This is a genomic window from Nonomuraea longicatena, assembly GCF_039525605.1.
Taxonomy (GTDB): Bacteria; Actinomycetota; Actinomycetes; order Streptosporangiales; family Streptosporangiaceae; genus Nonomuraea; species Nonomuraea longicatena.
Map to the genome: position 1 here is coordinate 41,119 of NZ_BAAAHQ010000045.1, position 23,529 is coordinate 64,647.

The window sequence follows — 23,529 nt, forward strand, 5'->3', positions numbered from 1 at the left end:
AGGGTGACCCCGCGTCCCCTTCGGGTAGTCAGAAGTCGCGGCGTCGGATGCCGCGGCCCCGGGCCCTGCCCGGGGTTCCAGGCCATGGTCAGGAAGGGACGGGCCCGCAAGGGGTTCCGCATCGGATGGATCTCAAGCGATTTACACGTGGGCCACTGCTGTGGATCCTGGGCATCGTCGTTCTGCTCCTGCTCGTCACCCAGCTCTGGAGCAGCGGAGGCGGCTACAAGCAGGCTGACACGTCCACGGTCCTGCAGCAGATTCGCAGCGGAAACGTCAGCAACGCCAAGATCGTTGACAAGGAAAACCGTATCGAGGCGACGCTGTACAACGCGATCGAACTCAAGCCGGGTGAGTCCACCAAGACCATCCAGGCCGAGTGGGTCAGCGGCTACGGCACCTCGCTCACCAACGAGCTCGACAAGCAGGTCGCGGCAGGCAAGACCAAGAGCTTCACCACGGATGTGCCGCAGGAGAGCTTCCTCGTCAGCCTCCTGGTGAGCTTCCTGCCGTTCGTCATCATCGTGCTGTTCTTCCTGTTCATCATGAACCAGATGCAGGGCGGCGGCTCGCGGGTGATGAGCTTCGGCAAGTCCAAGGCCAAGCTGATCACCAAGGACACCCCGAAGACCACCTTCGCCGACGTCGCCGGCGCCGACGAGGCCATCGAGGAACTCCAGGAGATCAAGGAGTTCCTGCAGGCCCCGGCCAAGTTCCAGGCGATCGGCGCCAAGATTCCCAAGGGCGTCCTGCTGTACGGTCCGCCCGGCACCGGCAAGACCCTGCTGGCCCGCGCCGTCGCAGGCGAGGCCGGCGTGCCCTTCTACTCGATCTCCGGTTCCGACTTCGTCGAGATGTTCGTCGGCGTCGGCGCCAGCCGGGTCCGCGACCTGTTCGAGCAGGCCAAGGCCAACGCCCCGGCCATCATCTTCATCGACGAGATCGACGCCGTCGGCCGCCACCGCGGCGCCGGGCTCGGCGGCGGTCACGACGAGCGCGAGCAGACGCTCAACCAGCTCCTCGTCGAGATGGACGGCTTCGACGTCAAGGGCGGCGTGATCCTCATCGCCGCGACCAACCGGCCCGACATCCTCGACCCGGCGCTGCTGCGTCCGGGCCGCTTCGACCGGCAGGTCACCGTCGACCGTCCCGACCTGGAGGGCCGTAAGGGCATCCTGCGGGTCCACGGCCGGGGCAAGCCGTTCGCGCCTGAGGTCGACCTCGACGTCATCGCCCGGCGCACGCCCGGCTTCACCGGCGCCGACCTGGCCAACGTGATCAACGAGGCGGCGCTGCTCACCGCACGCGCCGACCAGAAGCTGATCGGCATGGACACCCTTGAGGAGTCCATCGACCGCGTCATGGCCGGACCCGAGCGCAAGACGCGCGTGATGTCCGACAAGGAGAAGAAGATGATCGCCTACCACGAGGGCGGTCACGCGCTCGTGGCGCACGCGTTGCCCAACAGCGACCCCGTGCACAAGATCACGATCCTCTCCCGGGGCCGCGCCCTCGGCTACACGATGACGCTGCCGATGGAGGACAAGTTCCTCGCCACGCGCTCGGAGATGATGGACCAGCTCGCGATGCTGCTCGGCGGCCGCGCGGCGGAGGAGCTCGTCTTCCACGAGCCCACCACCGGCGCCTCCAACGACATCGAGAAGGCCACGGCCGTCGCCCGGCGCATGGTGACCGAGTACGGCATGAGCGAGCAGCTCGGCGCCCGCAAGTTCGGCTCCGGCCAGGCCGAGGTCTTCCTGGGCCGTGAGATGGGCCACGAGCGCGACTACTCCGAGAAGATCGCCTCCACGATCGACGAGGAGGTGCGCCGGATGATCGAGACCGCGCACGACCAGGCGTGGGACATCCTGGTCCAATACCGTGACGTCCTCGACAACCTCGTGCTCGAACTCATGGAGAAGGAGACGCTCTCGCGCGACATGGTCCTTGAGATCTTCGCGTCGGTGGTCGTCAAGGAGCACCGCCCGTCCTACGCGGGCTACGGCAAGCGGCTCCCCTCGGACCGCCCGCCGATCCTGACCCGGAAGGAGCAGTCGGCCAACGGGTCGCTGGCCTCGGGGCATCAGGATGCCCTGCCGTCCGGAGACAGTGCGTGAACGTCGATCACGCACGTATCGAGAAGGCCGTCCGCGAGATCCTCATCGCCATCGGTGAGGATCCCGACCGCGACGGCCTCCTCGACACCCCCTCGCGGGTGGCACGGGCCTACGCGGAGCAGTTCTCCGGCCTGCACCAGCGGCCGGAGGACGTTCTGACGAAGGTGTTCGACGTCGATCACGACGAGATGGTGCTGGTGCGCGACATCGAGGTCTATTCGACCTGCGAGCACCATCTGGTGCCGTTCCACGGGGTGGCGCACGTCGGGTACATCCCCAACGACCGGGGGCAGGTGACCGGGCTGTCGAAGCTGGCCCGGCTGATCGACGTCTTCGCGCGGCGGCCGCAGGTGCAGGAGCGGATGACGTCGCAGATCGCCGACGCGCTGATGCGGGTGCTGGAGCCGCGCGGCGTGATCGTGGTGATCGAGGCGGAACATCTGTGCATGACGATGCGCGGGGTCCGCAAGCCGGGCGCCAAGACCCTGACGTCGGCGGTGCGCGGGGACTTCCGCACCAGCGACAAGACCCGCGCCGAGGCGATGAGCCTGATCCTGGGCCGCTGACCGACCTCCGTTGTGGCGGGGGTCGTCATTTTCTCCGTTACGGCCAGCCAAGTGACCCCCACCCGCCGTACTCCGGCTGACGGCCTCCAGGAACACGCTCCTCCCCGGCACCCCTCACCCGCCGTGACGCCGCCCTGTTACCCGAAGCCCGGCGTTGTCCGAGGCCCGGCCCAGCGCTGACCGCCGTAGCGGGCGCCGATACCCGCCGCCCAACATCTCGCCGTCGCGGCGCCTGGTGACCCCGCGAGGGTGCTTTTCGTGCGCGGGGATGTGTCGTGACCCGATGTTTGTCGTGAAACCTTTCGTTGTTCGCGGCCCTGTGGGTGTCGGCCACACTCCTGGATCCGGGCGGACGGATGTTCGAGTTGAGGGGAACCCGCGCCCGGGGAGAGGGAAAGACGGGACGGGTGGGGGTTTACGCTGCGTGACCGGAGGTTTGCAACGAGACGGTCCCCGGTTTCGTTATTTACATGTGGGGGACCTCAGGGACAACGTGTCGGGGGGAGCGCCTAGGCTTGGGGCATGGAGAGAGCGGGGCTGCCGGTTGCCGATCGGTGCCTTGTCATGGGCGTGGTCAACGTGACGCCCGACTCCTTCTCCGACGGCGGCCGGTGGTTCGACGAGGAGGTCGCCATCCGGCACGGCTTCGCGCTGGTCACGGAGGGTGCCGACATCGTGGACGTGGGCGGTGAGTCCACCCGTCCAGGTGCCGCCCGGGTGTCGTTGGCGGAGGAACTTGCCAGAGTGGTCCCCGTGATCAGGGCCCTGGCCGCAGAAGGGGTCGTGGTCAGTGTCGACACGATGCGGGCCGAGGTGGCGGAGGCCGCCGTGGAGGCGGGCGCGGCGCTGGTCAACGACGTGAGCGGCGGCTTGGCCGACCCGGCGATGCCGAGGGTCGTGGCCGCCACGGGCGTGCCGTACGTGGTGATGCACTGGCGGGGACACAGCCACGACATGTACGGCCAGGCCGTCTACCACGACGTGGTCACCGAGGTCGGCGAGGAGCTCCTGAAGCGCGTCGACTCGGTGATGGCCGAAGGCGTGGCCGCCGAGCAGATCGTCCTCGACCCGGGCCTCGGGTTCGCCAAGAACGCCGAGCACAACTGGGCGGTGCTGGCCGGCCTCCACAAGCTTTCGGAACTGGGTTTCCCGCTGCTGGTGGGCGCCTCTCGCAAACGGTTCCTGGGCCGGCTGCTGGCCGGTCCCGACGGCACTCCTCGGCCGTTCAGTCGCAGTGACGACGCCACACTCGCCGTGACCGCGCTGGCGGCACAGGCGGGGGCCTGGTGTGTGCGGGTGCACGACGTCCAACCCAACGCGGACGCCGTGCGCGTGGCCGCCGCATGGAAGAGAGCCGACAGATGAGCGTGGACACCGCGGCCATCGAGACGGTCAACCAGGCCTTCTACACCGCCATCGAGAACGCCGATCTCGACAAGATGACCGAGATCTGGGCCGAGGACACCGCCACCGACCAGGTGAGCTGCGTGCATCCGGGGTGGTCGTTGCTGTCGGGAAGATCCGAGGTGCTGCGGTCATGGGCGTTGATCATGGCCAACACCACCTACATCCAGTTCGTCCTCACCGACGTGGCGACGACCGTGCTCGGCGACGTCGCGGTGCTCACGTGCGTGGAGAACATCCTGACGGCTGGCGAGGAGGGCGAGGCGAGCTTCGCGGCGGGCAAGGTCGTGGCCAGCAACGTGTACGTGCGCACGGCGCAGGGCTGGCGGCTGTGGACCCACCACGGCTCCCCGGTGCTGCAGGGCGACGACGAGGAGGAGGGCGAACTTGAACACTGATCGCATCGCGCTGAAGGGGCTGCGGGCCCGTGGCAGGCACGGGGTGCTGGCCGCCGAACGCGAGCTCGGCCAGGAGTTCGTGATCGACGCCACGCTCTTCCTCGACACGGCTCCCGCCGCCGAGAACGACGACCTGACCAGGACCGTCCACTACGGCGAACTGGCGGAGGCGCTGGTGAAGATCGTCGAGGGCGAGCCGGTCGAACTGATCGAGACGCTCGCACAGCGGCTGGCCGAGGTCTGCCTCGACAACGACCTCGTCGAGGCGGTGGAGATCAGTGTGCACAAGCCGGCGGCGCCGATCCCGTTGCCGTTCGGCGACGTGGTGGTCACCATCGAGCGGAGGCGCGCATGAAGGCAGTACTCGCCCTGGGCAGCAACCTGGGCCGCCGCTTCCAGACCTTGCAGGGCGCGCTCGACGTGCTGTTCGACGCGCCCGGCCTGGAGTTCGTGGCGGTCTCGCCGGTTTACGAGACCGACCCGGTGGGCGGCCCCGAGGGGCAGCGGTCCTACCTCAACGCGATCGTGATCGTCGAGACCAAGCTCCAGCCTCGGGTGCTGCTCGACCGGGCGCAGAGTGTCGAGAACGCGTTCGGCCGGGTCAGGGGCTCCGAGCAGTGGGGGCCGAGGACTCTCGACGTCGATCTGATCGTCGTCGGTGACGTGGTCAGCGACGATCCCGAGCTGACGTTGCCGCATCCGCGAGCGTACGAGCGGGCTTTCGTGCTGGTGCCGTGGGCGCAGGCCGACCCCGAGGGTGAGATCCCCGGGCACGGGCGCGTCGCCGACCTGCTCGCGGGGCTCGATCGCGCGGGTGTGTGGCTGCGGGAGGACCTGAAGTTGCAGAGGCCCGATTGAGTCCGACGAAGGCCGGTCCGCTGGCCGTTCTCTTCGTGGTGGTCACGCTCGTCAGCTGGCTTCTTGTGCGGCTGGTGTACACCGACCTGCCGGTGATCCCGTGGACGGCGATCCCGATGGTGCTCCTCCTCGCGCTCGGCGAGGTGTACACCGCCTGGATGACCAAGGCCCGCATCGCCCGTAAACCGGACACCAAGCCGGTGGAGCCGCTCGCGGTGGCCCGGCTGGCGGCGCTGGCGAAGGCGTCGGCGTACGTCGGCGCGGTGTTCGCGGGCTTCTTCGCCGGGTTCGCGCTGCACACGCTGTCGCTGTTGCGGGCCGAGACGCCGCGTTCCGACTTCTTCGTGGCGACGGGCTCGTCCCTGTCGTTCATCGCGCTGGTCGTGGCGGCGCTGTTCCTCGAACACGCCTGCCGGGTGCCGAAGGACTCCGACCGCGACGGTTCTTAGGCGGCTTTGCGCGGGCGGCCGAACAGGTAGATGACCGGCAGCGTGCACAGCAGCGGGCCGACGATCGCGATCGGTCGTTCGAGCCACCACGTCAGGTCCGGCGGGATCCGGCCGCCGATGCTGCCGAACAGCCACCAGGTGAGGCCGAGCGCGATGGCCATCCCCGTCGTGTGGAACAGGAACAGCGGTAGCGCGAACCGGTTGATGGTGTCGTTGACCCGTTTCCACCTGGGACGTTCCAGCAACCGTTCCATCGACGGGCGCAACACCTCGACCAGGCCGATCTGGAAGACGAGCAGCGCCACGATGACGAACGTCGGCGGGGCCATGTTCGACAGCTTCTCGCCGGGGACGCCGACCATCGAGCCCGGGTAGATGCCCGAGTACACCAGGCCGATCAGCGCGAACAGGCCGGTCCACAGCAGTCCCACGTCGTAGCGCCGGGGCAGTGCCACGATGCGCCGGTAGAAGAATCCCGACTGGTGTGCCAGTCCCCACACGATGATCATGTTGAGCCAGCCGGCCCACTCGAACCCGTACCGGAAGCGCAGGACGTCCACGACGAGGGCGGCGCCGCCGAGCCAGATGAGGGCGAGCACGTCGAAGCGCCGATGCATCCACAGCGCGATCGGAAGCAGCGCGATCAGCACCAGGTAGACGCCGAGGAACCACAGCGGGCTGAGGACCAGCACCACCACCCGCCACATCCAGGCGACGTCGAAGGCCCAGGTGACGGCGGCGCCGATGCCGATCCACACGCCGGACAGCACCAGCGCGGGCGCGGCCAGCGCCCGGATGCGCCGCCAGACGAACGCGCCGATGCCGACGCCCCGCTCGCAGGCCCGCTGCCACGACATCAGGTGGACGTGGCCGCCCACGTAGAAGAACAGCGGCAGCACCTGGAACAGCCAGGTCAGGATCCACAGGCCGCTGGTGAAGCCGAGCGGGCTGGTGGCGGAGGGGCCCTGGGGTGTCCATTGGAGGATCGTGAACGCCCAGTGCCACACGACGACCACGATGAGGCTGAGTGCGCGCAGCCAGTCGACGTATTTGTCGCGGCCGCTTACGGTCTGACTCACTTGTCGATATCACCCACGACGAAGAACATCGATCCCAGGATCGCCACCATGTCCGCGACCAGATGGCCGGGCAGCATCTCGCGGAGCACCTGGATGTTGTTGTACGAGGCCGAGCGCAGCTTCAGGCGCCACGGCGTCTTGTCGCCCTTGGAGACCAGGTAGTAGCCGTTGATGCCGAGCGGGTTCTCGGTCCAGGCGTACGTGTGGCCCTCGGGGACCTTCAGGACCTTGGGCAGGCGCTGGTTGATCGGGCCGGGCGGCAGCGAACGCAGCCGGTCCGCGCACACGTCGGCCAGGTCGAGCGACACCTTGACCTGTTCGAGCAGCAGCTCGAAGCGGGAATGGCAGTCGCCGGCCGTGCGGGTGACGACCTTCACCGGCAACTCGCCGTAGGCCAGGTAGGGGTCGTCGCGGCGCAGGTCGAGGTCGACGCCGGAGGCGCGGGCGATGGGGCCGCTCACGCCGTACTGCATGATCGTCTCGCGGTCGAGGACGCCGACGCCCTTCGTGCGGGCCAGGAAGATCTCGTTGTGCAGGATCAGCTTCTCGATGTCGGGGACGCGGCGGCGGGTCTCGGCGACCGTGGCGGAGACGCGGTCGAGCCAGCCGTGCGGCAGATCCTCCTTGAGGCCGCCCACGCGGTTGAACATGTAGTGCATGCGGCCGCCGGAGATCTCCTCCATGACGGACTGGATGCGCTCGCGCTCGTTGAAGGCGTAGAAGAGCGGGGTGACGGCGCCGAGCTCCAGCGGGTAGGAGCCGAGGAACATCAGGTGGTTGAGGACGCGGTTGAGCTCGGCGAGCAGCGTGCGCGCCCAGACGGCGCGGACCGGGACCTCCATGCCGAGCATGCGCTCGGCGGCCAGGACGACGCCGAGTTCGTTGGAGAAGCCGGACAGCCAGTCGTGGCGGTTGGCCAGCATGATGATCTGGCGGTAGTCGCGGACCTCGAACAGCTTCTCGGCGCCTCGGTGCATGTAGCCGATGATGGGCTCGGCGGTGGAGATCCGCTCGCCGTCGAGGGTGAGCCGCAGCCGCAGCACGCCGTGGGTCGAGGGGTGCTGCGGGCCGATGTTGAGGATCATGTCCTCGGTGGCGAGCTCTTTCGCGCCCGCGCCGATGCCGACCGTCCGCTCCGTCATAGTCACCCATAGTCCCACTCGGGCGGTTCCCGATCCACCCGGGGAGGGATTCGGTGCGGGTGGATTTATCACCATCTGTTACGGCAAAGCCCGGTTACCCGCCGCCCACCGCACTCCGGCCGAGGGCCTCCCCGAGCGCCACTCCCCGCCCGCAGGTCTCCCCGTGACGCCGCGCCGTTGCCCGCGTTCCACGGTCCGCGCCGCGGCCGGCCTGGGCCGTGGAACGGGGTTACCGGGCGGCGTCACGGGCGGATGTGTGAACCGGGGAGTGGCGCTCGGAAAGGCCGGTGGCCGGGTGCGGTGGGCGGCGGGTAAGTGGGCTTGCCGTGACAGATAGCGAGGTCTGTCCCAGAGGAATGGAAGAGATGGTCGGGGTTTGATGGCAAAAGTGATCAGTTGAGTTGGTCAAGGAAGGGAAGAATGCCGAGTTCAGAGTGAGTGTGGAGGGGAGAATCACACGGGGGTAACGCTGATGAAGACAGTGTTTGATGTGGCGGCGCTGATCTCGCGCGTGACGATCGGTGTGATTTTCGTCGCGCACGGCGCGCAGAAGATGCAGAACGGCCTCGGCCCGACCACGCAGATGTTCACCAAGGCGGGCGTGCCGATGCCGGAGCTGGCCGCCGGTTTCACGACCGCCGCCGAACTGCTCGGCGGCGCGCTGCTGATCGTGGGCCTGCTCACGCGGGTGGCCGCGCTCGCGCTGCTGATCGTGACCGTGGGCGCCGTCGTGTTCGTCCACGCCCGTAACGGCGTCTTCGTCACCGACGGCGGATGGGAACTCGTCGGTGCCCTGGCCGCCGGCGCCCTGTTGTTCCTCGCCCTGGGCGCGGGCCGGATCAGCCTCGACGGCATCGTCCACTCGATGTTCCGCGCCCGCGCCGACCGCCGCGCCCGCGACCAGGAGGTGGCCCAGGTGCGCCCCTCGCCCACGCCCCCCACGACGAACCCGACCAATGTCCGCACCGTCCAGGACCCGGCCGGGCCGTCCTCCCTGAGCGAGGCCGACCAGCGTGCGATCGACGAGCTGACGAACGGCGACCAGCCGCGTTCTAACGGCTGACCAGCTCGCGCAGCGCCTCGACGAGCCGGTCCACGTGCTCGTCCGTGGTCCCGATGCCGATCGAGGCGCGCACGGCGGCGACCCGCCCGTCCTCGCACCCCCCGTCGGCAACGGCCCCAAGCAGGTGGGAGACGAACGGGTGGGCGCAGAACTTTCCGTCACGCACGCCGATGCCGTACTCGTTCGACAGCGCCTCCGCGACCTCCCGCGCGCTGTAGCCGTCCACGACGAAGGACACGATGCCGACGCGCGGGTGGTCGGGCCCCCACAGCGACAGCTCGTGCACCGCGTCCACGGTCGCGAGCCCGTCGCGCAGCCGGGCGATCAGCCGCTCCTCCTCGATCACCAGCGGCGCCCAGCCGGTGGCGGCGAGCGCGTCGCAGGCGGCGGCGAGCGCGATGGCGCCGAGCACGTTCGGGGTGCCCGCCTCGTGCCGGGGCTCGGGGTCCTCGTGCCACTCGATGCCGTCCGCGCCGACGGCCTTCACGGCCCCGCCGCCCTTCAGGTACGGCTCGCCGGCGGCCAGCCAGTCGCGCCGCCCGATGAGCACGCCCGCGCCGAACGGGGCGTACAGCTTGTGGCCGGAGAAGGCGACGTAGTCGAGGTCGAGCGCGGCGACGTTGAGCTGGCGGTGGGGCACGAGCTGGGCGGCGTCGACGAGGATGCGCGCGCCGTGCCGGTGGGCGATGTGGGCCAGCGCGGCGATGGGCCACAGCTCGCCGGTGACGTTGGAGGCGGCGGTGACGACCAGCAGCTTGGGCCCGGCGATGCCCGCGAGCGCGCTGTCGGCGGCCCGTACGGCCTCGCCGGGGAAGGCGGGCGGCGCCAGCCGTACGACGTCGTCCCACGGCAGCAGCGACGCGTGGTGCTCGCTGTCGAAGACGACCGCGGTGGTGCCGGCGGGCAGGCATCCGGCGAGCAGGTTGGTGGCGTCCGTGGTGTTGCGGGTGAAGATGACGGCGTCGTCGGACCGGGCGCCCGCGAAGGCTCGCACGCTGTGCCTGGCCTGCTCGTAGCGGGCGGTGGTGAGCTGGGAGGCGTACCCGGCGCCCCGGTGCACGCTGGAGTAGGCGGGCAGGGCGGCGTTCACGGCGGCGCTCACGGGTTCGAGACAGGGCGCGCTGGCCGCGTAGTCGAGATTGGCGTAGTGGACCGTGCGGCCGTCCTTGAGCGGGACCTCCAGGTCGCCGCCGAGGACGGTGGGGACGGTCCGGCTGCCCGGCGCGGGCTGCTCGGGGGAGTCGGCCTGGGCGGGAACGGAACTGAAGATCGTGAGCGTGGACACGGCGAAGCCTCCGGGGTCGTCGGGACCCCTTGGTGCGCCACGGAGCCCGCGCTTGCCCACCACCCTGCGTGGCGGACCAGGTCTTCACCCGGGGCACCCCGCCGCGGACGCGAGGGTTGCCGGCCAGCTAGCCGGGGCTTGTCGCTGGCACTCATGACCTACGTCGGAACTATAACCGACACTCAGCTGTTGTCCGCAACCCCACTTTTTACCCGGAACAACGAATAGTGTGTGCGAGAACTTCTTCGGGGGTTTGGTCGTTGAAGGCGGGGACTGTCCCCGAACGTGGAGGTTGAACGATGTGGGACTGGGTGTCCAACCCTGAAATCTGGATCGGGTTCTTCACCCTGGTGGCGCTGGAGATCGTCCTCGGGATCGACAACATCATCTTCATCTCGATCCTCGCGGGAAAGCTTCCAGAACATCAGCGTGACCGCGCCCGAGTGCTCGGCCTCGCCGCGGCACTGATCAGCAGGCTGCTTCTGCTCTTCGCCCTGTCGTGGGTGGTGGGGCTGAAAGAACCGATCTTCGAGGTACTCGGTCACGCGTTCTCCGGGCGAGATCTCATTCTCCTGGGCGGCGGTCTGTTCCTGCTGGCCAAGGCCACCATCGAGATCGGCCACAGCATGGAGCTGAAGTCGGCCGACCAGAAGCAGCGCAAGGCCGCCTCGTTCGCGTCCGTGATCGTGCAGATCATGATTCTCGACATCGTGTTCTCGCTGGACTCCGTCATCACCGCCGTCGGCATGGTCGACGAACTCCCGGTGATGATCGCGGCGGTGATCGTCTCCGTGATCGTCATGCTGGTCGCCTCCGGGCCGATCAGCCGTTTCGTGGAGAAGCACCCGAGTATCAAGATGCTGGCGCTGGCCTTCCTCGTCCTTATCGGCGTGGTGCTGGTCGCCGATGGTTTCGGACAGCACGTTTCCAAGGGCTACATCTACTTCGCGATGGCCTTCTCCTTGATCGTCGAACTCCTCAACATCCGGGTTCGCACCAGGCGGGCGAAGCTTGAGCAGGCAGAACCTAAGATGGACTAGTGCGTTTTGATCCCTGGAATCCGGATTTCGTCGCATTTCCCTACGACGCCTACGCCGAACTGAGGCGGGAAGCGCCGGTCGGCTTCTTCGAGCCGACCGGCCAGTGGCTCGTCGCCAGGCACGCCGACGTCAACGCGCTGCTGCGGGATCGGCGGCTGGGCCGTACGTATCTGCATGTGGCGACCCACGAGGAGTTCGGGCGGCTGAGCCCGCCGGAGTTCCAGGAGCCCTGGTGGCGGGTCAACAACGCGGGCATGCTCGACCTGGAGCCGCCGGAGCACACCCGGTTGCGCCGCCTGGTGTCCAGGGCGTTCACGCCCCGGATGGTCGAGTCGCTGCGTCCCCGCGTCAAGGAGATCGCCGGTGGTCTCGTGGACGCCTTCGTGGCCCAGGGCGGCGGCGACCTGATCGCCGAGGTGGCCGAGCCGCTGCCGGTGACGGTCATCGCCGAGATGCTCGGCGTGCCCGAGTCCGACCGTGGCCTGCTGCGGCCCTGGTCGGCGGACATGTGCGGGATGTTCGAGCTGAACCCCTCCCTTGAGGCCCAGCACGCGGCCGTCAGGGCGGCGACGGAGTTCGCCGGCTACCTGAGGGGGCTCGCCGCCGAGCGGCGCGGCGACCCGGGCGACGACCTGATCAGCGCGCTCGCCCAGATCGAGGAACTCACCGAGGACGAGCTGGTCGGCACCTGTGTGCTGCTGCTCAACGCCGGTCACGAGGCGACCGTGAACGTCACGGGCAACGGTTGGTGGGCGCTGTTCAGGAACCCGGGCGAGCTCGCCCGGCTGCGTGCCGACCACTCGCTGCTGCCGACGGCGATCGAGGAGCTGATGCGCTGGGACACGCCGCTGCAGATGTTCGAGCGCTGGGTGCTGGAGGACATCGAGATCGGCGGCGTCGCGATCCCGAAGGGCGTCGAGGTCGCGCTGCTGTTCGGCTCGGCCAACCGCGATCCCGAGGTCTTCGTCGAGCCCGACCGCCTCGATCTGGGCCGGGCGGACAACCCGCACATCAGCTTCGGCGCCGGCATCCACTTCTGCCTGGGCGCGCCGCTGGCGCGGATCGAGCTGGCCGAGTCGTTCGGGGCACTGCTGACCAAGGCGCCCGCCATGGAGCTGGTCAAGGAGCCGGTGTGGAAGCCCGGCTACGTCATCCGGGGGCTGGAGTCGCTGGAGGTGGCGATCTAGCCGGCCCGGACCGTCTGGGAGAGCCAGCCGAAGCCGCCGAGGCCGTACGGGTCGATCAGCTCGCCCTCGCCCGAGGCGCGGGCGAGCAGCCGCAGATAGCCGGGCGGATCACGGTGCGCGAGTTCGAGCGGCGGCCGCTCCGCGGTCAGCCCGAGCGCACGCAGCCGGTCGCGCTGTGTGGACAATGTTGTGGAAATCGCGCCCGCCCGCCGCCCGGCCTCCGCGCACGCGTCGAGGGCGACGTGCGCGGTGATGTCGCAGGTCCCGTTGGGTACGGCGGGGACGAGGCAGCCGTCGCGATAGGCGGCGACGGTGCCGCCGGTCGGCCGGTTGTCCACAGGGTGTGCATAATCGAGGGCCACCGCCCGGCCCTCCGTCAGACCGCTCACCACGCCCGCCCAGGCGGCGTCGCGGGGGTGCCCGATCTCGGCCCGGTCGCCGATCCTGGCCAGCGGCCACCACCGCTCGATCCACCGCAGATCGCCGGGGCCGACCGGGTCGCCGAGCCGTTCCCGCCCGGTCTCGGTGTCGACCATGACCAGCCGGGGGCCGTCCTCGGCGAGTTCGGCCACGTCGAGCGGGATGTTGTCGAGCCATTCGTTGGCGATCACCAGCCCGGTGATCTCGCGCGGCACGCGGTCGTGCCAGGCGATCTCCTCCGGCAGGCGCTCGGGCCGGGGCGCCAGCTCGACGGCGCCGACCCGCAACCTGCTCCGCAGCGACGGCGGGACGGCCGCCAGCACGCCGGCGGCCAGGCGGCCCTCACCCGCCCCGATGTCCACGAAGTCGACGAGGGCGGGGGAGCCCAGCTCCTTGTCGACTTCGAGCAGCAGCGCGAGCACGGCGTCGACGAACGGCGCACCGGTGTCGACGGACGTGCGGAAGTGGCCGGAAGGCCGTTCGCGCGCGTAGAAACCCGCGTCGCCGTAGAGCGCCCGCTCCATCGCCGTGCGCCAGGTGAGCCACATGGGAGGGACTATCTCATGGGAAAGCTCTAACACGCACAGCGACTTCTTGACTACACACTGTTGTAGATTTGCGCTATCGTTACTTAGTGTCATCGGGTGTTAACGGTACGGATCCGCTGGATTCACAGCCCGTCGCGCCCGTCGTCCCGCAGCACAGCGCGCCCCCGCGCGCAGGAGAGGAAATCCCGTGCTCAAGAAGACCCTCGTCGTGGCCGGCACCTTCGCGATGTTCGGCCTGGCCGCTCCCGCCCACGCCGACATCAACTCCGGCAACGCCACCACCGCCGGCAACTCCGGCATCCTCACCGGCACCCAGGTGATCGCTCCGATCAAGGTTCCCGTCGTCGTCTGCGGCAACGCCATCCAGGCCGTCACCGCCCTCAGCGGCGCGAACGCGCACTGCAAGGGCACCGCGCACGCCGTCCGCTAGTTGAGAAGAGCTCGAACCGGTGTGACTAACCGGTTCGAGCTCTTGCCGGCCGGCCAGTCGGCGGTTGGTCGGCCGGGGTGCACCTCCACAGGGGGCAGCACATCGTCAGAGCGGGCGTCGGGTCCACATCCTGGGCCTGGCGCCCGCGGCCATGCGATGAATATCCCCTCTCCTTTGTTCATCCCGACAGGGGTGCATAGTTTGTGTGCCCTTGTCGGATTTGTCGGTACCTCAACGCGCGGCAAAAGGCCAGTCACATGTGACAGACCGGCCGCCGGATACCCTGTTCGACAGGTCCATCGGGTCAACAGGGATGGCACATCATGCATGCTGGTGATCGCCCAGGACGCCTTGCCGTCGGAGTGCTCGGGGCGGGCAAGGTCGGCTCCGCCCTCGGCGCCGCGCTGGCGCAGGCGGGCCATCGCGTCGTCGCCGCCAGCGGCGTCTCGGACGCCTCGCAGCGCCGGGCCGCCGAGCGCCTCGGCGTCGGCACCTCCGGCCCCGAGGACGTGGTCGCGGCGGCCGAGCTCATCCTGCTCGCCGTCCCGGACGACATACTGCCCGGCCTGGTCGCCGGGCTCGCCTCCACCGGCGCCGGGTTGCGCGGCAAGCTGCTGGCCCACACCAGCGGCGCCTACGGACTGTCCGTCCTCGACCCCGCCACCCGCGAGGGCGCGCTCCCGCTCGCGCTGCACCCCGTCATGACCTTCACCGGGCGCGACGACGACCTCAACAAGCTCACCGGCATCTCGTACGGCGTGACCGCGCCCGAGCCGCTGCGGCCCATCGCGGAGGCGCTCGTCATCGAGATGGGCGGCGAACCGGTCTGGATCGCCGACGCCGACCGCGCGCTCTACCACGCGGCCCTCGCGAGCGCCGCCAACCACATGGTGACGCTGATCGCCGAGTCCTCAGACCTGCTCCACCGCATCGGCGTCGAGCACCCCGGGCGCATGCTGGGGCCGCTGCTCGGCGCGGCGCTCGACAACGTGCTGCGACTGGGCATCGCCGGTCTCACCGGGCCCGTGGTGAGGGGGGACGCGGGCACCGTGCGCAAGCACGTGGACGCGCTGATCCTCACCGCGCCGGAGGCCGCCGACGCCTACATCGCGCTGGCCAGGCTCACCGCCGACCGCGCGCTGGCCGCCGGACTGCTCAAACCGGAGGAGGCGGAGCGGTTGCTCGACGCGCTGGGAGGCAACATATGGACGTGACAGGGACCCGGTCGGGCCCTGATCGTCGTTCAGGAGGCGAAAGTCGTGGAACTGGTCGTCGCGCGCAACCGCGCTGAGCTGGTCAAGGCAAGGGGAGAGGGGCCGATCGCCCTGGTCCCCACCATGGGGGCGCTGCACGAGGGGCACCGGGCGCTGATCCGGGAGGCACGGGCGCTGGCCGCCCGGGTGGTCGTCAGCGTGTTCGTCAATCCGCTGCAGTTCGGGCCGTCTGAGGACCTTTCGCGCTACCCGCGCACGCTGGAGGCCGATCTCGACGCGTGCCGGGCCGAGGGCGTCGCGGTCGTCTTCACGCCCGCCGCCGAGGACATGTACGCCGCCGACCGTCAGGTCGGCGTCAGCGCCGGGCACATGGGCACGATCGTCGAGGGCACGGCCCGGCCCGGCCACTTCGACGGGGTGCTGACCGTCGTGCTCAAGCTGTTCAACCTGGTCCAGCCGGACCTCGCCTGCTTCGGGCAGAAGGACGCCCAGCAACTCGCCGTGATCAGGCGGATGGTCGCCGACCTCGACCTGCCGATCGGCATCGTCGGCGTGCCGACCGTGCGCGAGCCGGACGGGCTGGCGATGTCCAGCCGCAACCGCTTCCTGTCCGCGCAGGACCGCGAGCGGGCGCTGGCGCTGTCCAGGGCGTTGTCGGCGGGCGCGGTCGAGGCCACGCCGTCGCGGGTGGTGGCGGTGGCGCGGGAGGTGCTCGGCGCCGCCGGCCTCGATCCCGACTACCTCACGCTGGTCGATCCGGCCACCTTCGAGGCGGTTCCCGAGGCGTACAAGGGGGAGGCGGTGCTGGCCGTGGCCGCCCGGGTCGGGCGTACGCGGCTCATCGACAACGCGCTCATCCGCCTCTAGGGCTTCGGCAACGCTGTGGGGCGTGCCGTAGGGGCATGGCCTTGCTTGACGACGGGCGCAGGGGCTTCCGCAACACTGTTGGGCCCCAGCAGGCGAGCACCTCACCAAGGGCGTTATCGTCATTATGACGAAATTGCCCTCGGTGAGGAGACCCCCATGAGCGGACCCGCGCTTCCCCTGCGCCTGAGCGCTCCCGAACCCGGCTGGACCGTCGAGGCCGACGTGGTCGTCGTGGGGTCCGGCGTCGCGGGCCTCACGGTCGCCCTGCGGCACGCCGAGCTCAGGCCGCAGGCCAAGGTCCTCGTCGTCACCAAGGACGTGCTCGGCTCCGGCTCGACCCAGTGGGCGCAGGGCGGCATCGCGGCCGTGCTCGACCCGGCGGACTCCCCCGAAGAGCACCTGAACGACACCCTCGTGGCCGGGGTCGGGCTGTGCGACAGCCGGGCGGTGCGCACGATGGTGACCGAGGGACCGCAGGCCCTGCGGCGGCTGATGGAACGCGGCGCCCGCTTCGACCGGGCGTCCGATGGCCGCCTGGAACTGACCCGAGAGGGCGGGCACCGCCGCCACCGCATCGTGCACGCGGGCGGCGACGCCACCGGCGCCGAGGTGCAGCGGGCGCTCGTCGCGGCGCTGCGCGCCCAGGGCATCGAGGTCATCGAGCACGCGCTCGTCCTCGACCTGCTCAAGGACGCCCAGGGGCGGGCGGCGGGCGTGACGCTGCACGTGATGGGCGAGGGCGCCCGCGACGGCGTGGGCGCCGTGCACGCCCCCGCCGTCGTGCTCGCCACCGGCGGGATGGGGCAGGTCTACCAGAGCACCACCAACCCTCTCGTCTCCACCGGCGACGGGGTGGCGCTCGCGCTGCGCGCCGGAGCCGTCGTGCGCGACCTGGAGTTCGTCCAGTTCCACCCCACCGTGCTCTGGCTCGGCGAGGACGCCACCGGTCAGCAGCCGCTCATCTCCGAGGCCGTTCGGGGCGAGGGCGCCTTCCTCGTGGACGAGGAGGGCAACCGGTTCATGCAGGACGTGCACGAACTGGCCGAACTCGCCCCCCGCGACGTGGTCGCCAAGGCGATCATGCGTCAGCCCGGCCAGGTCTACCTCGACGGCCGCCACTTCGGCGAGGACAAGTGGCGCAGGCGCTTCCCGACCATCTACGCGGTCTGCCTGGAACACGGCCTCGACCCCGCCAGGCAGACCGTCCCCGTCGTGCCCGCCGCCCACTACGCCAGCGGGGGCGTGCGCACGGACCTGCGGGGCCGTACGTCCATCGAGGGCCTGTACGCCTGCGGGGAGGTCGCCTGCACCGGCGTCCACGGGGCCAACCGGCTGGCCTCCAACTCGCTGCTGGAAGGGCTGGTCTTCGCCGAGCGCATCGCCCAGGACCTGTCCGCCGTACGGCGCGAGCCCGCCGCGCCGAAGGCGGGGGAAGGGCTGTTCGACCCCCGGATCCGCCCCAGGATCCAGGCGCACATGAGCGGGGGCGCCGGCGTGCTCCGCAGCCACGAGTCGCTGCTTCGGACCGCCAGGGCGCTGCGCGACGCCCGCTGGACCCCGGTCCAGGTGCGGCCGTGCACCGAGGCGTGGGAGGCCACGAACCTGCTGACGGTGGCCAGTGTGCTCACCGCCGCCGCCGTGGCCCGCGAGGAGACGCGCGGCTCGCACTGGCGCGAGGACCACGCGGAGCGCGACGACGACCGCTGGCTCGGGCACCTGGACGTGACACTGACCGAGGAGGGCTTGCAGATGACTTTCACGCCGCACGAACTGCCCGAGGGCACCGAGGAACTGATCGAGCGGGCGCTGGCCGAGGATCTGACGGAGGCGGGCGACGTGACCAGCCTCGCCACCGTCCCGGCCGAGCACCGTTCGGTCGGCGACGTGGTCGCGCGCAAGGACGGGGTGGTCGCGGGGCTCGCGGTGGCCGAGGCGGTCTTCGCGCGGCTGGGCGTGCGCCGTACGGGCAAGCGGGCGGAGGACGGGCAGGCGGTCGCCGAGGGCGAGGTGCTCATGACGGTCGAGGGGCCGACCCGGGCGCTGCTGACGGCCGAGCGCACGGCCCTGAACCTGCTCACGCACCTGTCCGGCGTCGCCACCCTCACCCGGCGCTGGGTGGAGGCGGTGGAGGGCACGGGGGCGCGGATCAGGGACAGCCGCAAGACGTTGCCGGGGCTGCGGGCGCTGGAGAAGTACGCGGTCCGGGCCGGGGGCGGGGTCAACCACCGGATGTCGCTGTCGGACGCGGCGCTGATCAAGGACAACCACGTGGTGGCGGCCGGTGGCGTGGGGGCGGCGTTCCGGGCGGTCAGAGAGCGGTATCCGGACGTGCCGATCGAGGTCGAGGTGGACACGATCGAGCAGTTGCGGGAGGTGCTGGCCGAGGGGGCGGAGGAGATCCTGCTGGACAACTTCACGGTCGAACGGCTGGCGCTCGCCGTACAGATCACGAAAAATCAGTCCAAACTGGAGGCGAGCGGCGGACTGACCTTGGAAATGGCACGCGCTGTGGCCGAGACTGGCGTTGACTACCTTGCGGTGGGAGCGCTCACGCACTCCGCGCCGGCCCTTGACATCGCTCTGGATCTGCGGGGGTAATCGATGCTGCTCACGATCGACGTCGGCAACACGCACACGGTGCTCGGCCTGTTCGAGGGCGACGAGGTGATCGAGCACTGGCGGCTGGCCACCGACGCCCGCCGTACCGCCGACGAGCTCGCGGTCGTGCTCCAAGGGCTTCTCGGCCAATCGCCCCTGCTCAAGGGCACCGACGTCAGCGGCATCGCGATCTGCTCGACCGTGCCGTCCGTCCTCAACGAGATGCGCGAGATGTGCCGCCGCTACTACGGCGACGTCAGCGCGGTGATCGTGGAGCCGGGCGTCCGCACCGGCGTGCCCGTCCGCATGGACAACCCCAAGGAGGTCGGCAGCGACCGCATCGTCAACGCCCTCGCCGCCATCGACCAGTACGGCGGCCCCTGCGTCATCGTCGACTTCGGCACCGCGACCTCCTTCGACGCGGTGTCGGCCAAGGGCGAGTACGTCGGCGCCGTCACGGCCCCCGGCATCGAGATCTCCGTCGACGCGCTCGCGGCCGCGGGCGCGCAACTGCACAAGGTGGAGCTGATCAGGCCCCGCTCGGTCATCGGCAAGAACACCGTCGAAGCCCTCCAGGCCGGGATCATCTACGGCTTCGCCGGTCAGGTGGACGGCATCGTCGAGCGGATGGCGGCCGAACTGTCCGACGACCCCGACGAGGTGACCGTCGTCGCCACCGGCGGCCACGCGCCCCTGGTGGTGGGCGAGTCGCGCTCGATCGACGTGCACGAGCCGTGGCTCACGCTGATCGGCCTGCGGCTCGTCTACAACCGCAACACGACATGAGAAGAGCGGCCCCCCGCTCGGGAGGGGGCCGCTCGCCATCGGAAGAGGCTACGCCGCGTTGTAGAGGTACCGCCAGGAGCCGCACCTGCTCACGTAGCCGCCGTACTGCGGGGCCTGGCAGACCTTGACCCGCAGGGTGTGCACGTCGTCCTCGCTGAAGGAGAACTTCTTGTAGCCGGGGAAGCCGCAGTACTTCCTCGTGTAGACGTTCGACCAGTCGCCGTCGAAGTTCTCGGTCTGGAACTTCACGTACGCGCACTTGCCGCCCTGTCCGTAGGTCCGGTTGTCGAGGTCGTAGAGGCGACCCCGCACGTCGACGGTGTTGGACTCACCCGCGTGGTCCCACTCGACGTCCACCCAGCCCTGAGCCTTGGCCAGGTGGTTGGCCGAGTAGAACGGCCCCCAGTAGCCGCTGTAGTCGTCGGTGGAGGCCGTGGAGGCGCTCGCGGCGGCGGGCAGCGCGAGGGCGAGGGCGGTGGTGGCTGCGGCGGCGAGTAAGCCCGCCGCGATCTTCTTGATCATGATCTCTCCTTTGACCTGGAGGTGCTGTGTCCCATAGGTAACGGAGAGTGCTTGCAGACATCCTTCAGTAGACCGACGAGCCCTTGCAGTTCGCCATATCCCCTACCCTTTATTGCTGTGAGCGACGAACTTCCCGAGCAGATGCGCATCCGGAGGGAGAAGCTCGACCGCCTCCGCAGTGAGGGCGTCGAGCCCTATCCGGTCAATTTCCCCCGCACGGCGACCAACGCCGAGATCCGGGAGAAATACCAGGGCCTGGCCCCTGACACCGCCACCGGGGACAAAGTCGGCGTGGCCGGACGGGTCATGCTCAACCGCATCGGTGGCAAGCTCTGCTTCGCGACGCTCCGCGACGGCGCCGGTGACCTCCAGGTGATGATCTCGCTCGACAAGGTCGGCGAGGAGTCCCTCGCCCGCTGGAAGAGCGACGTCGACCTCGGCGACCAGGTGGGCGTCGAGGGCGAGGTGATCACCTCGCGGCGCGGCGAGCTGTCGATTCTCGCCGAGAGCTGGCAGATCACCGCCAAGTGCCTGCGCCCGCTGCCCGAGAAGCACGTCGGTCTCACCGACCCCGAGGCCCGGGTACGGCAGCGCTATCTCGACCTCATCGTCAACGACGAGGCGCGCAAGATGGCCCACCTGCGCAGCGCCACCGTGCGCGCCGTGCGCGACTTCTGGCTGGAGGAGGGGTATCTGGAGGTCGAGACGCCGATGCTCCAGCCGATCCACGGCGGAGCCAGCGCGCGGCCGTTCAAGACGCACATCAACGCCTACAACATGGAGCTCTACCTTCGCATCGCGATCGAGCTCTACCTGAAGCGGCTCGTGGTCGGCGGTCTTGAGAAGGTCTTCGAGATCAACCGCAACTTCCGCAACGAGGGCGCCGACTCCACGCACAACCCCGAGTTCACCATGCTTGAGGCGTACGGCACCTACCTCGACTACCACGACATGGCCGACCTGACCCAGCGCATGTACCAGAAGGCGGTCGTGGCCGCCCTGGGCACCACCGTGGTCGCCCACGGCGACGTCGAGATCGACCTGGGCGGCGAGCGCTGGCCCCGGGTGCCGCTCTACAGCCTCGTCTCCGACGCGCTCGGCGAGGAGGTCACCACCGACACGCCGCTGGAGCAGGTCCGCAAGTACGCCGAGCGGCACGAGATCGCCTGGGACCCGAAGTGGGGCCAGGGCAAGCTGGTCCAGGAGCTGTTCGAGGAACTGGTCGAGCACAAGATCGTGCAGCCCACGTTCGTCATGGACTACCCGCTGGAGACCTCGCCGCTGGCGCGCAACCACCGGGACAACCCGCTCGTCACCGAGAAGTGGGACCTTATCGGCTTCGGCACCGAGCTCGGCACCGCCTACTCCGAGCTCAACGACCCGATCGAGCAGCGCCGCCGCCTGGTCGAGCAGTCGCTGCTCGCCGCCGGAGGCGACCCGGAGGCCATGCAGGTCGACGAGGACTTCCTGCAGTCGCTGGAGTACGCGATGCCGCCCACGGGCGGCGTCGGCGTCGGCATCGATCGCATGATCATGGCCCTCACCGGCAAGAACATCCGCGACACGATCCTCTTCCCGCTGGTCAAGCCCGCCGGTCAGTGAGCGTCCGGGCGGCCCGTCGCGGCCGCCCGGCCGCCTCCGTCGCGAAGTACGCAGGCGACCTGCGCGTTTTCCCTCGCCACGCGCACGGAGCGCGAAGGAAACTTTCAACTTGTCAGATTCGGGTGAGGTGTTGTCAGGGGCGCTGTGACGGCTCATCCCGTCCCGACGTGTGACGACATATGGTGAGTAGCTCACATCTTTGCCGATCAAGTCAATGCGCCTTGTCAAGGGTCCCGACAGCCGCGCTTGACGTCCTTTCGCGAATGCGTTTACCGTCTCCGAGACGAGCACCTACGCTCGGGCCGAGACGTCTTGCGAGTTCCACTGTTGGGGGGAGGGCTCCCGATGGATGTGCTCACCGAGGGCGTCGAGCTGAGCCATGCCGATTTAGCCTTGTTGGCCGAGCTGGCCAAGGGTGTCACGGTCGATCGGGTGGGGCGCCGGCTGGACGTCAGTGGACGCACCGTACGCCGCCGTTTGCGCGGAATTTGCGACAGGATCGGCGTGGCCACCGCGATCGAAGCGGTGGCCTGGGCGGCCCGTCGTCAACTCATCTGAGTGATCAGGCGGCGATTCGCACCGCGCCCGCCCACGGGCGCCGGTCGATCGCGGCGATCCGCACCACGTCACCGGTGCGCGGCGCGTGCACCATCATGCCGCCGCCCAGGTAGATGCCTACGTGGTGCAGGTCGTTGTAGAAGAACACCAGGTCGCCGGGGCGCAGTTCGGCGCGTGAAATGCGCTTGCCCGCCGTCCACTGGTGGCCGGTGTAGTGCGGCAGCGAGATGCCGACCTGCTTGTAGGCGGCCATCACCAGACCGGAGCAGTCGTAGGAGCCGGGGCCCTCGGCCCCCCACACGTACGGCTTGAGCTGCTGCGTCAGCGCCCACCTGGCCGCTGTGGCGGCCTTGCCCTGCCCGGGGATCGGCAGTTCGACCCGCTTGGCCGGGGTGCCGGGCCGTCCGGCCTCGCCGAGTGCGCGGCCGAACAGGTCGCCCTCGACCTTCGCCACCAGCTTGGTGATCTTGTCGCGCCTGCTGCCGAGGTCGTCGACGAGCCGGCGGACCTCGGCGATGCGGGCCTTCGCGCCCGTCCTGGCGGTCTCCGCGGCCTTGCGCGCGCGGGTGACCTGGCCGAGCTGCTCGCCGTGCTGCCGCTGGATGGCGTACGTGGTGGCGGCCCGGCCCAGGAAGGTCTCGGGGTCCGCGGGGCTCATCAGGGCCAGCGTGTTGTTCAGGCCGCCCGTCATGTACTCCTGCTGGGCCAGCGCGCCCGCCCTGCGCTGCTTGACGTCGAGGTCGGCCTGGCTGGCGCGGAGGGTGCGCTCGGCGTCGTCCACGGCCTTCTCGGCGTCCTTGAGCTTCACCCGCTGGCCGTTGTACTGCTCGGAGAGGGTGCCGATCTGCGTGTGCAGCTTCTCCGCCCGGTCGGCGAGCTCCTTGAGGGTGGGCTCAGGGTCGGCGGCCGCTGTGCCGGCGGTGCCGACGGGGCCGATGGGAATGGTCAACACCAGGGCGGTCACGACGGCGGCGAGTCTTCTCCGGCTCCCGGGTTCGGGAGGTTCGCTCGCGCTGTTCCTCTTCACCAACCAGTTCCTCTCGACGACGCCGACCGGGTTGGCTGACGGGTTCGGGCTGAGTGGCCCTACCGGGCAAGGTCGCCCGGATTCACCCCGGTGGCCTTCGGCCACGGGTGGGTTCCCGGTTCCTCTCGATGGGATTAGGCGTGCCGCCTCGCGCGCCTGCGCGGGGTGACATCGTCGGTGGACACTAGTGCACCCGGAGTTCGTGCTCAACCGGAATCGCGGATTCGGTGGCGGTTGTGCAACCGAAGAGTAACGGTGCGATCACAGTAGTGGGGAAATTGCGCCCTGTTTGCCCCTGTTTGAGAGCCTGATGGCCAGGTGAGCGCGGCTGGGCCGTATGTGGTCGCGGGGTGGGTAAATACGGACGAA

23 protein-coding genes and 2 riboswitches are annotated in these 23,529 nt (G+C 69.5%); of the genes, 17 read left to right on the forward strand and 6 right to left on the reverse strand.

From position 1 onward, the window contains the following. Positions 1–125 precede the first annotated feature (125 nt). The 7 genes from ftsH (at position 126) to ABD120_RS33890 (ending at position 5,792) form a co-directional block, all read left to right on the forward strand. A complete protein-coding gene (gene ftsH, locus ABD120_RS33860; protein ID WP_343954366.1) occupies positions 126–2,117 on the forward strand; it encodes an ATP-dependent zinc metalloprotease FtsH in 1,992 nt (663 codons plus the stop codon). Continuing rightward, on the forward strand, positions 2,114–2,683 hold the full coding sequence (folE, locus tag ABD120_RS33865; protein ID WP_343954367.1) for a GTP cyclohydrolase I FolE: 570 nt from the start codon (positions 2,114–2,116) through the stop codon (positions 2,681–2,683). The genes ftsH and folE overlap by 4 nt, the downstream gene beginning before the upstream one ends. Before the next feature lie 522 nt (positions 2,684–3,205). After that, positions 3,206–4,048 (forward strand): dihydropteroate synthase, encoded by an 843-nt coding sequence (folP, locus tag ABD120_RS33870; RefSeq protein ID WP_486348453.1) that lies wholly within the window; start codon positions 3,206–3,208, stop codon positions 4,046–4,048. Beyond that, positions 4,045–4,485: a nuclear transport factor 2 family protein gene (locus ABD120_RS33875; protein WP_343954368.1), complete on the forward strand. Its 441-nt coding sequence runs from the start codon at positions 4,045–4,047 to the stop codon at positions 4,483–4,485. Before folP ends, ABD120_RS33875 begins: the two co-directional genes overlap by 4 nt. Next, complete coding sequence (gene folB / locus ABD120_RS33880) at positions 4,475–4,840, forward strand: dihydroneopterin aldolase (protein ID WP_343954369.1); 366 nt, start codon at positions 4,475–4,477, stop codon at positions 4,838–4,840. Before ABD120_RS33875 ends, folB begins: the two co-directional genes overlap by 11 nt. Continuing rightward, positions 4,837–5,343: a 2-amino-4-hydroxy-6-hydroxymethyldihydropteridine diphosphokinase gene (gene folK / locus ABD120_RS33885; protein WP_343954370.1), complete on the forward strand. Its 507-nt coding sequence runs from the start codon at positions 4,837–4,839 to the stop codon at positions 5,341–5,343. Before folB ends, folK begins: the two co-directional genes overlap by 4 nt. Then, positions 5,340–5,792, forward strand: coding sequence for a DUF3180 domain-containing protein (locus ABD120_RS33890; protein ID WP_343954371.1), 453 nt, complete (start codon positions 5,340–5,342; stop codon positions 5,790–5,792). The genes folK and ABD120_RS33890 overlap by 4 nt, the downstream gene beginning before the upstream one ends. Here ABD120_RS33890 and ABD120_RS33895 read toward each other — a convergent pair. Beyond that, positions 5,789–6,871, reverse strand: coding sequence for an acyltransferase family protein (locus tag ABD120_RS33895; RefSeq protein ID WP_343954372.1), 1,083 nt, complete (start codon positions 6,869–6,871; stop codon positions 5,789–5,791). The genes ABD120_RS33890 and ABD120_RS33895 overlap by 4 nt on opposite strands. Further along, entirely contained in the window at positions 6,868–8,013 is a 1,146-nt protein-coding gene (locus ABD120_RS33900) for an NADH-quinone oxidoreductase subunit D (RefSeq protein WP_343954373.1), read from the reverse strand. The genes ABD120_RS33895 and ABD120_RS33900 overlap by 4 nt, the downstream gene beginning before the upstream one ends. Before the next feature lie 472 nt (positions 8,014–8,485). Here ABD120_RS33900 and ABD120_RS33905 point away from each other — a divergent pair, with 472 nt between their 5' ends. Beyond that, the gene (locus ABD120_RS33905; RefSeq protein WP_343954374.1) at positions 8,486–9,076 is read left to right on the forward strand and encodes a DoxX family protein; all 591 of its coding nucleotides are present in this window, start codon (positions 8,486–8,488) and stop codon (positions 9,074–9,076) included. Here the strand turns inward: ABD120_RS33905 and ABD120_RS33910 are convergent. Next, positions 9,066–10,361, reverse strand: coding sequence for an aminotransferase class V-fold PLP-dependent enzyme (locus ABD120_RS33910; RefSeq protein ID WP_343954375.1), 1,296 nt, complete (start codon positions 10,359–10,361; stop codon positions 9,066–9,068). The genes ABD120_RS33905 and ABD120_RS33910 overlap by 11 nt on opposite strands. Before the next feature lie 43 nt (positions 10,362–10,404). After that, a riboswitch (SAM riboswitch) is annotated at positions 10,405–10,520 on the reverse strand. A 191-nt stretch (positions 10,521–10,711) separates the two neighbouring features. Here ABD120_RS33910 and ABD120_RS33915 point away from each other — a divergent pair. Then, positions 10,712–11,401, forward strand: a complete 690-nt coding sequence (locus ABD120_RS33915) for a TerC family protein (protein ID WP_425564080.1) — start codon at positions 10,712–10,714, stop codon at positions 11,399–11,401. Continuing rightward, positions 11,401–12,588: a cytochrome P450 gene (locus tag ABD120_RS33920; RefSeq protein WP_343954377.1), complete on the forward strand. Its 1,188-nt coding sequence runs from the start codon at positions 11,401–11,403 to the stop codon at positions 12,586–12,588. Before ABD120_RS33915 ends, ABD120_RS33920 begins: the two co-directional genes overlap by 1 nt. Here the strand turns inward: ABD120_RS33920 and ABD120_RS33925 are convergent. Continuing rightward, complete coding sequence (locus tag ABD120_RS33925) at positions 12,585–13,556, reverse strand: SAM-dependent methyltransferase (protein ID WP_343954378.1); 972 nt, start codon at positions 13,554–13,556, stop codon at positions 12,585–12,587. The two genes, ABD120_RS33920 and ABD120_RS33925, sit on opposite strands and share 4 nt — an antisense overlap. A 187-nt stretch (positions 13,557–13,743) precedes the next feature. On the opposite strand from ABD120_RS33925, the gene ABD120_RS33930 reads away from it, so the two are divergent. From ABD120_RS33930 to ABD120_RS33950, 5 genes are all read left to right on the forward strand, one after another. Beyond that, entirely contained in the window at positions 13,744–13,986 is a 243-nt protein-coding gene (locus ABD120_RS33930; RefSeq protein ID WP_343954379.1) for a chaplin family protein, read from the forward strand. A gap of 323 nt (positions 13,987–14,309) precedes the next feature. Beyond that, positions 14,310–15,200: a Rossmann-like and DUF2520 domain-containing protein gene (locus ABD120_RS33935; protein ID WP_343954380.1), complete on the forward strand. Its 891-nt coding sequence runs from the start codon at positions 14,310–14,312 to the stop codon at positions 15,198–15,200. A 45-nt stretch (positions 15,201–15,245) separates the two neighbouring features. Beyond that, positions 15,246–16,067, forward strand: coding sequence for a pantoate--beta-alanine ligase (panC, locus tag ABD120_RS33940; protein ID WP_343954381.1), 822 nt, complete (start codon positions 15,246–15,248; stop codon positions 16,065–16,067). A gap of 156 nt (positions 16,068–16,223) precedes the next feature. Beyond that, positions 16,224–18,665 (forward strand): L-aspartate oxidase, encoded by a 2,442-nt coding sequence (locus ABD120_RS33945; RefSeq protein WP_343954382.1) that lies wholly within the window; start codon positions 16,224–16,226, stop codon positions 18,663–18,665. Positions 18,666–18,668: 3 nt separating this feature from the next. Beyond that, on the forward strand, positions 18,669–19,451 hold the full coding sequence (locus ABD120_RS33950; protein WP_343954383.1) for a type III pantothenate kinase: 783 nt from the start codon (positions 18,669–18,671) through the stop codon (positions 19,449–19,451). Between the two features lie 48 nt (positions 19,452–19,499). Here ABD120_RS33950 and ABD120_RS33955 read toward each other — a convergent pair whose 3' ends face one another. Beyond that, on the reverse strand, positions 19,500–19,973 hold the full coding sequence (locus ABD120_RS33955; protein ID WP_343954384.1) for a hypothetical protein: 474 nt from the start codon (positions 19,971–19,973) through the stop codon (positions 19,500–19,502). Between the two features lie 141 nt (positions 19,974–20,114). Here ABD120_RS33955 and lysX point away from each other — a divergent pair, with 141 nt between their 5' ends. Further along, entirely contained in the window at positions 20,115–21,575 is a 1,461-nt protein-coding gene (gene lysX, locus ABD120_RS33960) for a bifunctional lysylphosphatidylglycerol synthetase/lysine--tRNA ligase LysX (RefSeq protein ID WP_425564081.1), read from the forward strand. A 345-nt stretch (positions 21,576–21,920) separates the two neighbouring features. Continuing rightward, positions 21,921–22,133 carry a helix-turn-helix domain-containing protein gene (locus ABD120_RS33965; RefSeq protein ID WP_139629672.1) on the forward strand — a complete coding sequence of 71 codons (213 nt, stop codon included), beginning with the start codon at positions 21,921–21,923 and terminating at the stop codon, positions 22,131–22,133. A 4-nt stretch (positions 22,134–22,137) separates the two neighbouring features. Here the strand turns inward: ABD120_RS33965 and ABD120_RS33970 are convergent, their stop codons facing one another. Then, the gene (locus ABD120_RS33970; protein ID WP_343954387.1) at positions 22,138–23,160 is read right to left on the reverse strand and encodes a C40 family peptidase; all 1,023 of its coding nucleotides are present in this window, start codon (positions 23,158–23,160) and stop codon (positions 22,138–22,140) included. Between the two features lie 5 nt (positions 23,161–23,165). Then, positions 23,166–23,311: riboswitch (cyclic di-AMP (ydaO/yuaA leader) on the reverse strand. Positions 23,312–23,529: the final 218 nt, after the last annotated feature.

What these genes read in the sequence shown, in the direction of transcription:
- ftsH (WP_343954366.1), top strand. Translation starts at nt 126, where the DNA reads ATGGATCTCAAGCGATTTACACGTGGGCCACTGCTGTGGATCCTGGGC.
- folP (WP_486348453.1), top strand. Translation starts at nt 3,206, where the DNA reads ATGGAGAGAGCGGGGCTGCCGGTTGCCGATCGGTGCCTTGTCATGGGC.
- ABD120_RS33875 (WP_343954368.1), top strand. Translation starts at nt 4,045, where the DNA reads ATGAGCGTGGACACCGCGGCCATCGAGACGGTCAACCAGGCCTTCTAC.
- folK (WP_343954370.1), top strand. Translation starts at nt 4,837, where the DNA reads ATGAAGGCAGTACTCGCCCTGGGCAGCAACCTGGGCCGCCGCTTCCAG.
- ABD120_RS33900 (WP_343954373.1), bottom strand. Translation starts at nt 8,013, where the DNA reads ATGACGGAGCGGACGGTCGGCATCGGCGCGGGCGCGAAAGAGCTCGCC.
- ABD120_RS33905 (WP_343954374.1), top strand. Translation starts at nt 8,486, where the DNA reads ATGAAGACAGTGTTTGATGTGGCGGCGCTGATCTCGCGCGTGACGATC.
- ABD120_RS33925 (WP_343954378.1), bottom strand. Translation starts at nt 13,556, where the DNA reads ATGTGGCTCACCTGGCGCACGGCGATGGAGCGGGCGCTCTACGGCGAC.
- ABD120_RS33935 (WP_343954380.1), top strand. Translation starts at nt 14,310, where the DNA reads ATGCATGCTGGTGATCGCCCAGGACGCCTTGCCGTCGGAGTGCTCGGG.
- ABD120_RS33945 (WP_343954382.1), top strand. Translation starts at nt 16,224, where the DNA reads ATGAGCGGACCCGCGCTTCCCCTGCGCCTGAGCGCTCCCGAACCCGGC.
- ABD120_RS33950 (WP_343954383.1), top strand. Translation starts at nt 18,669, where the DNA reads ATGCTGCTCACGATCGACGTCGGCAACACGCACACGGTGCTCGGCCTG.
- ABD120_RS33955 (WP_343954384.1), bottom strand. Translation starts at nt 19,973, where the DNA reads ATGATCAAGAAGATCGCGGCGGGCTTACTCGCCGCCGCAGCCACCACC.
- lysX (WP_425564081.1), top strand. Translation starts at nt 20,115, where the DNA reads ATGCGCATCCGGAGGGAGAAGCTCGACCGCCTCCGCAGTGAGGGCGTC.
- ABD120_RS33965 (WP_139629672.1), top strand. Translation starts at nt 21,921, where the DNA reads ATGGATGTGCTCACCGAGGGCGTCGAGCTGAGCCATGCCGATTTAGCC.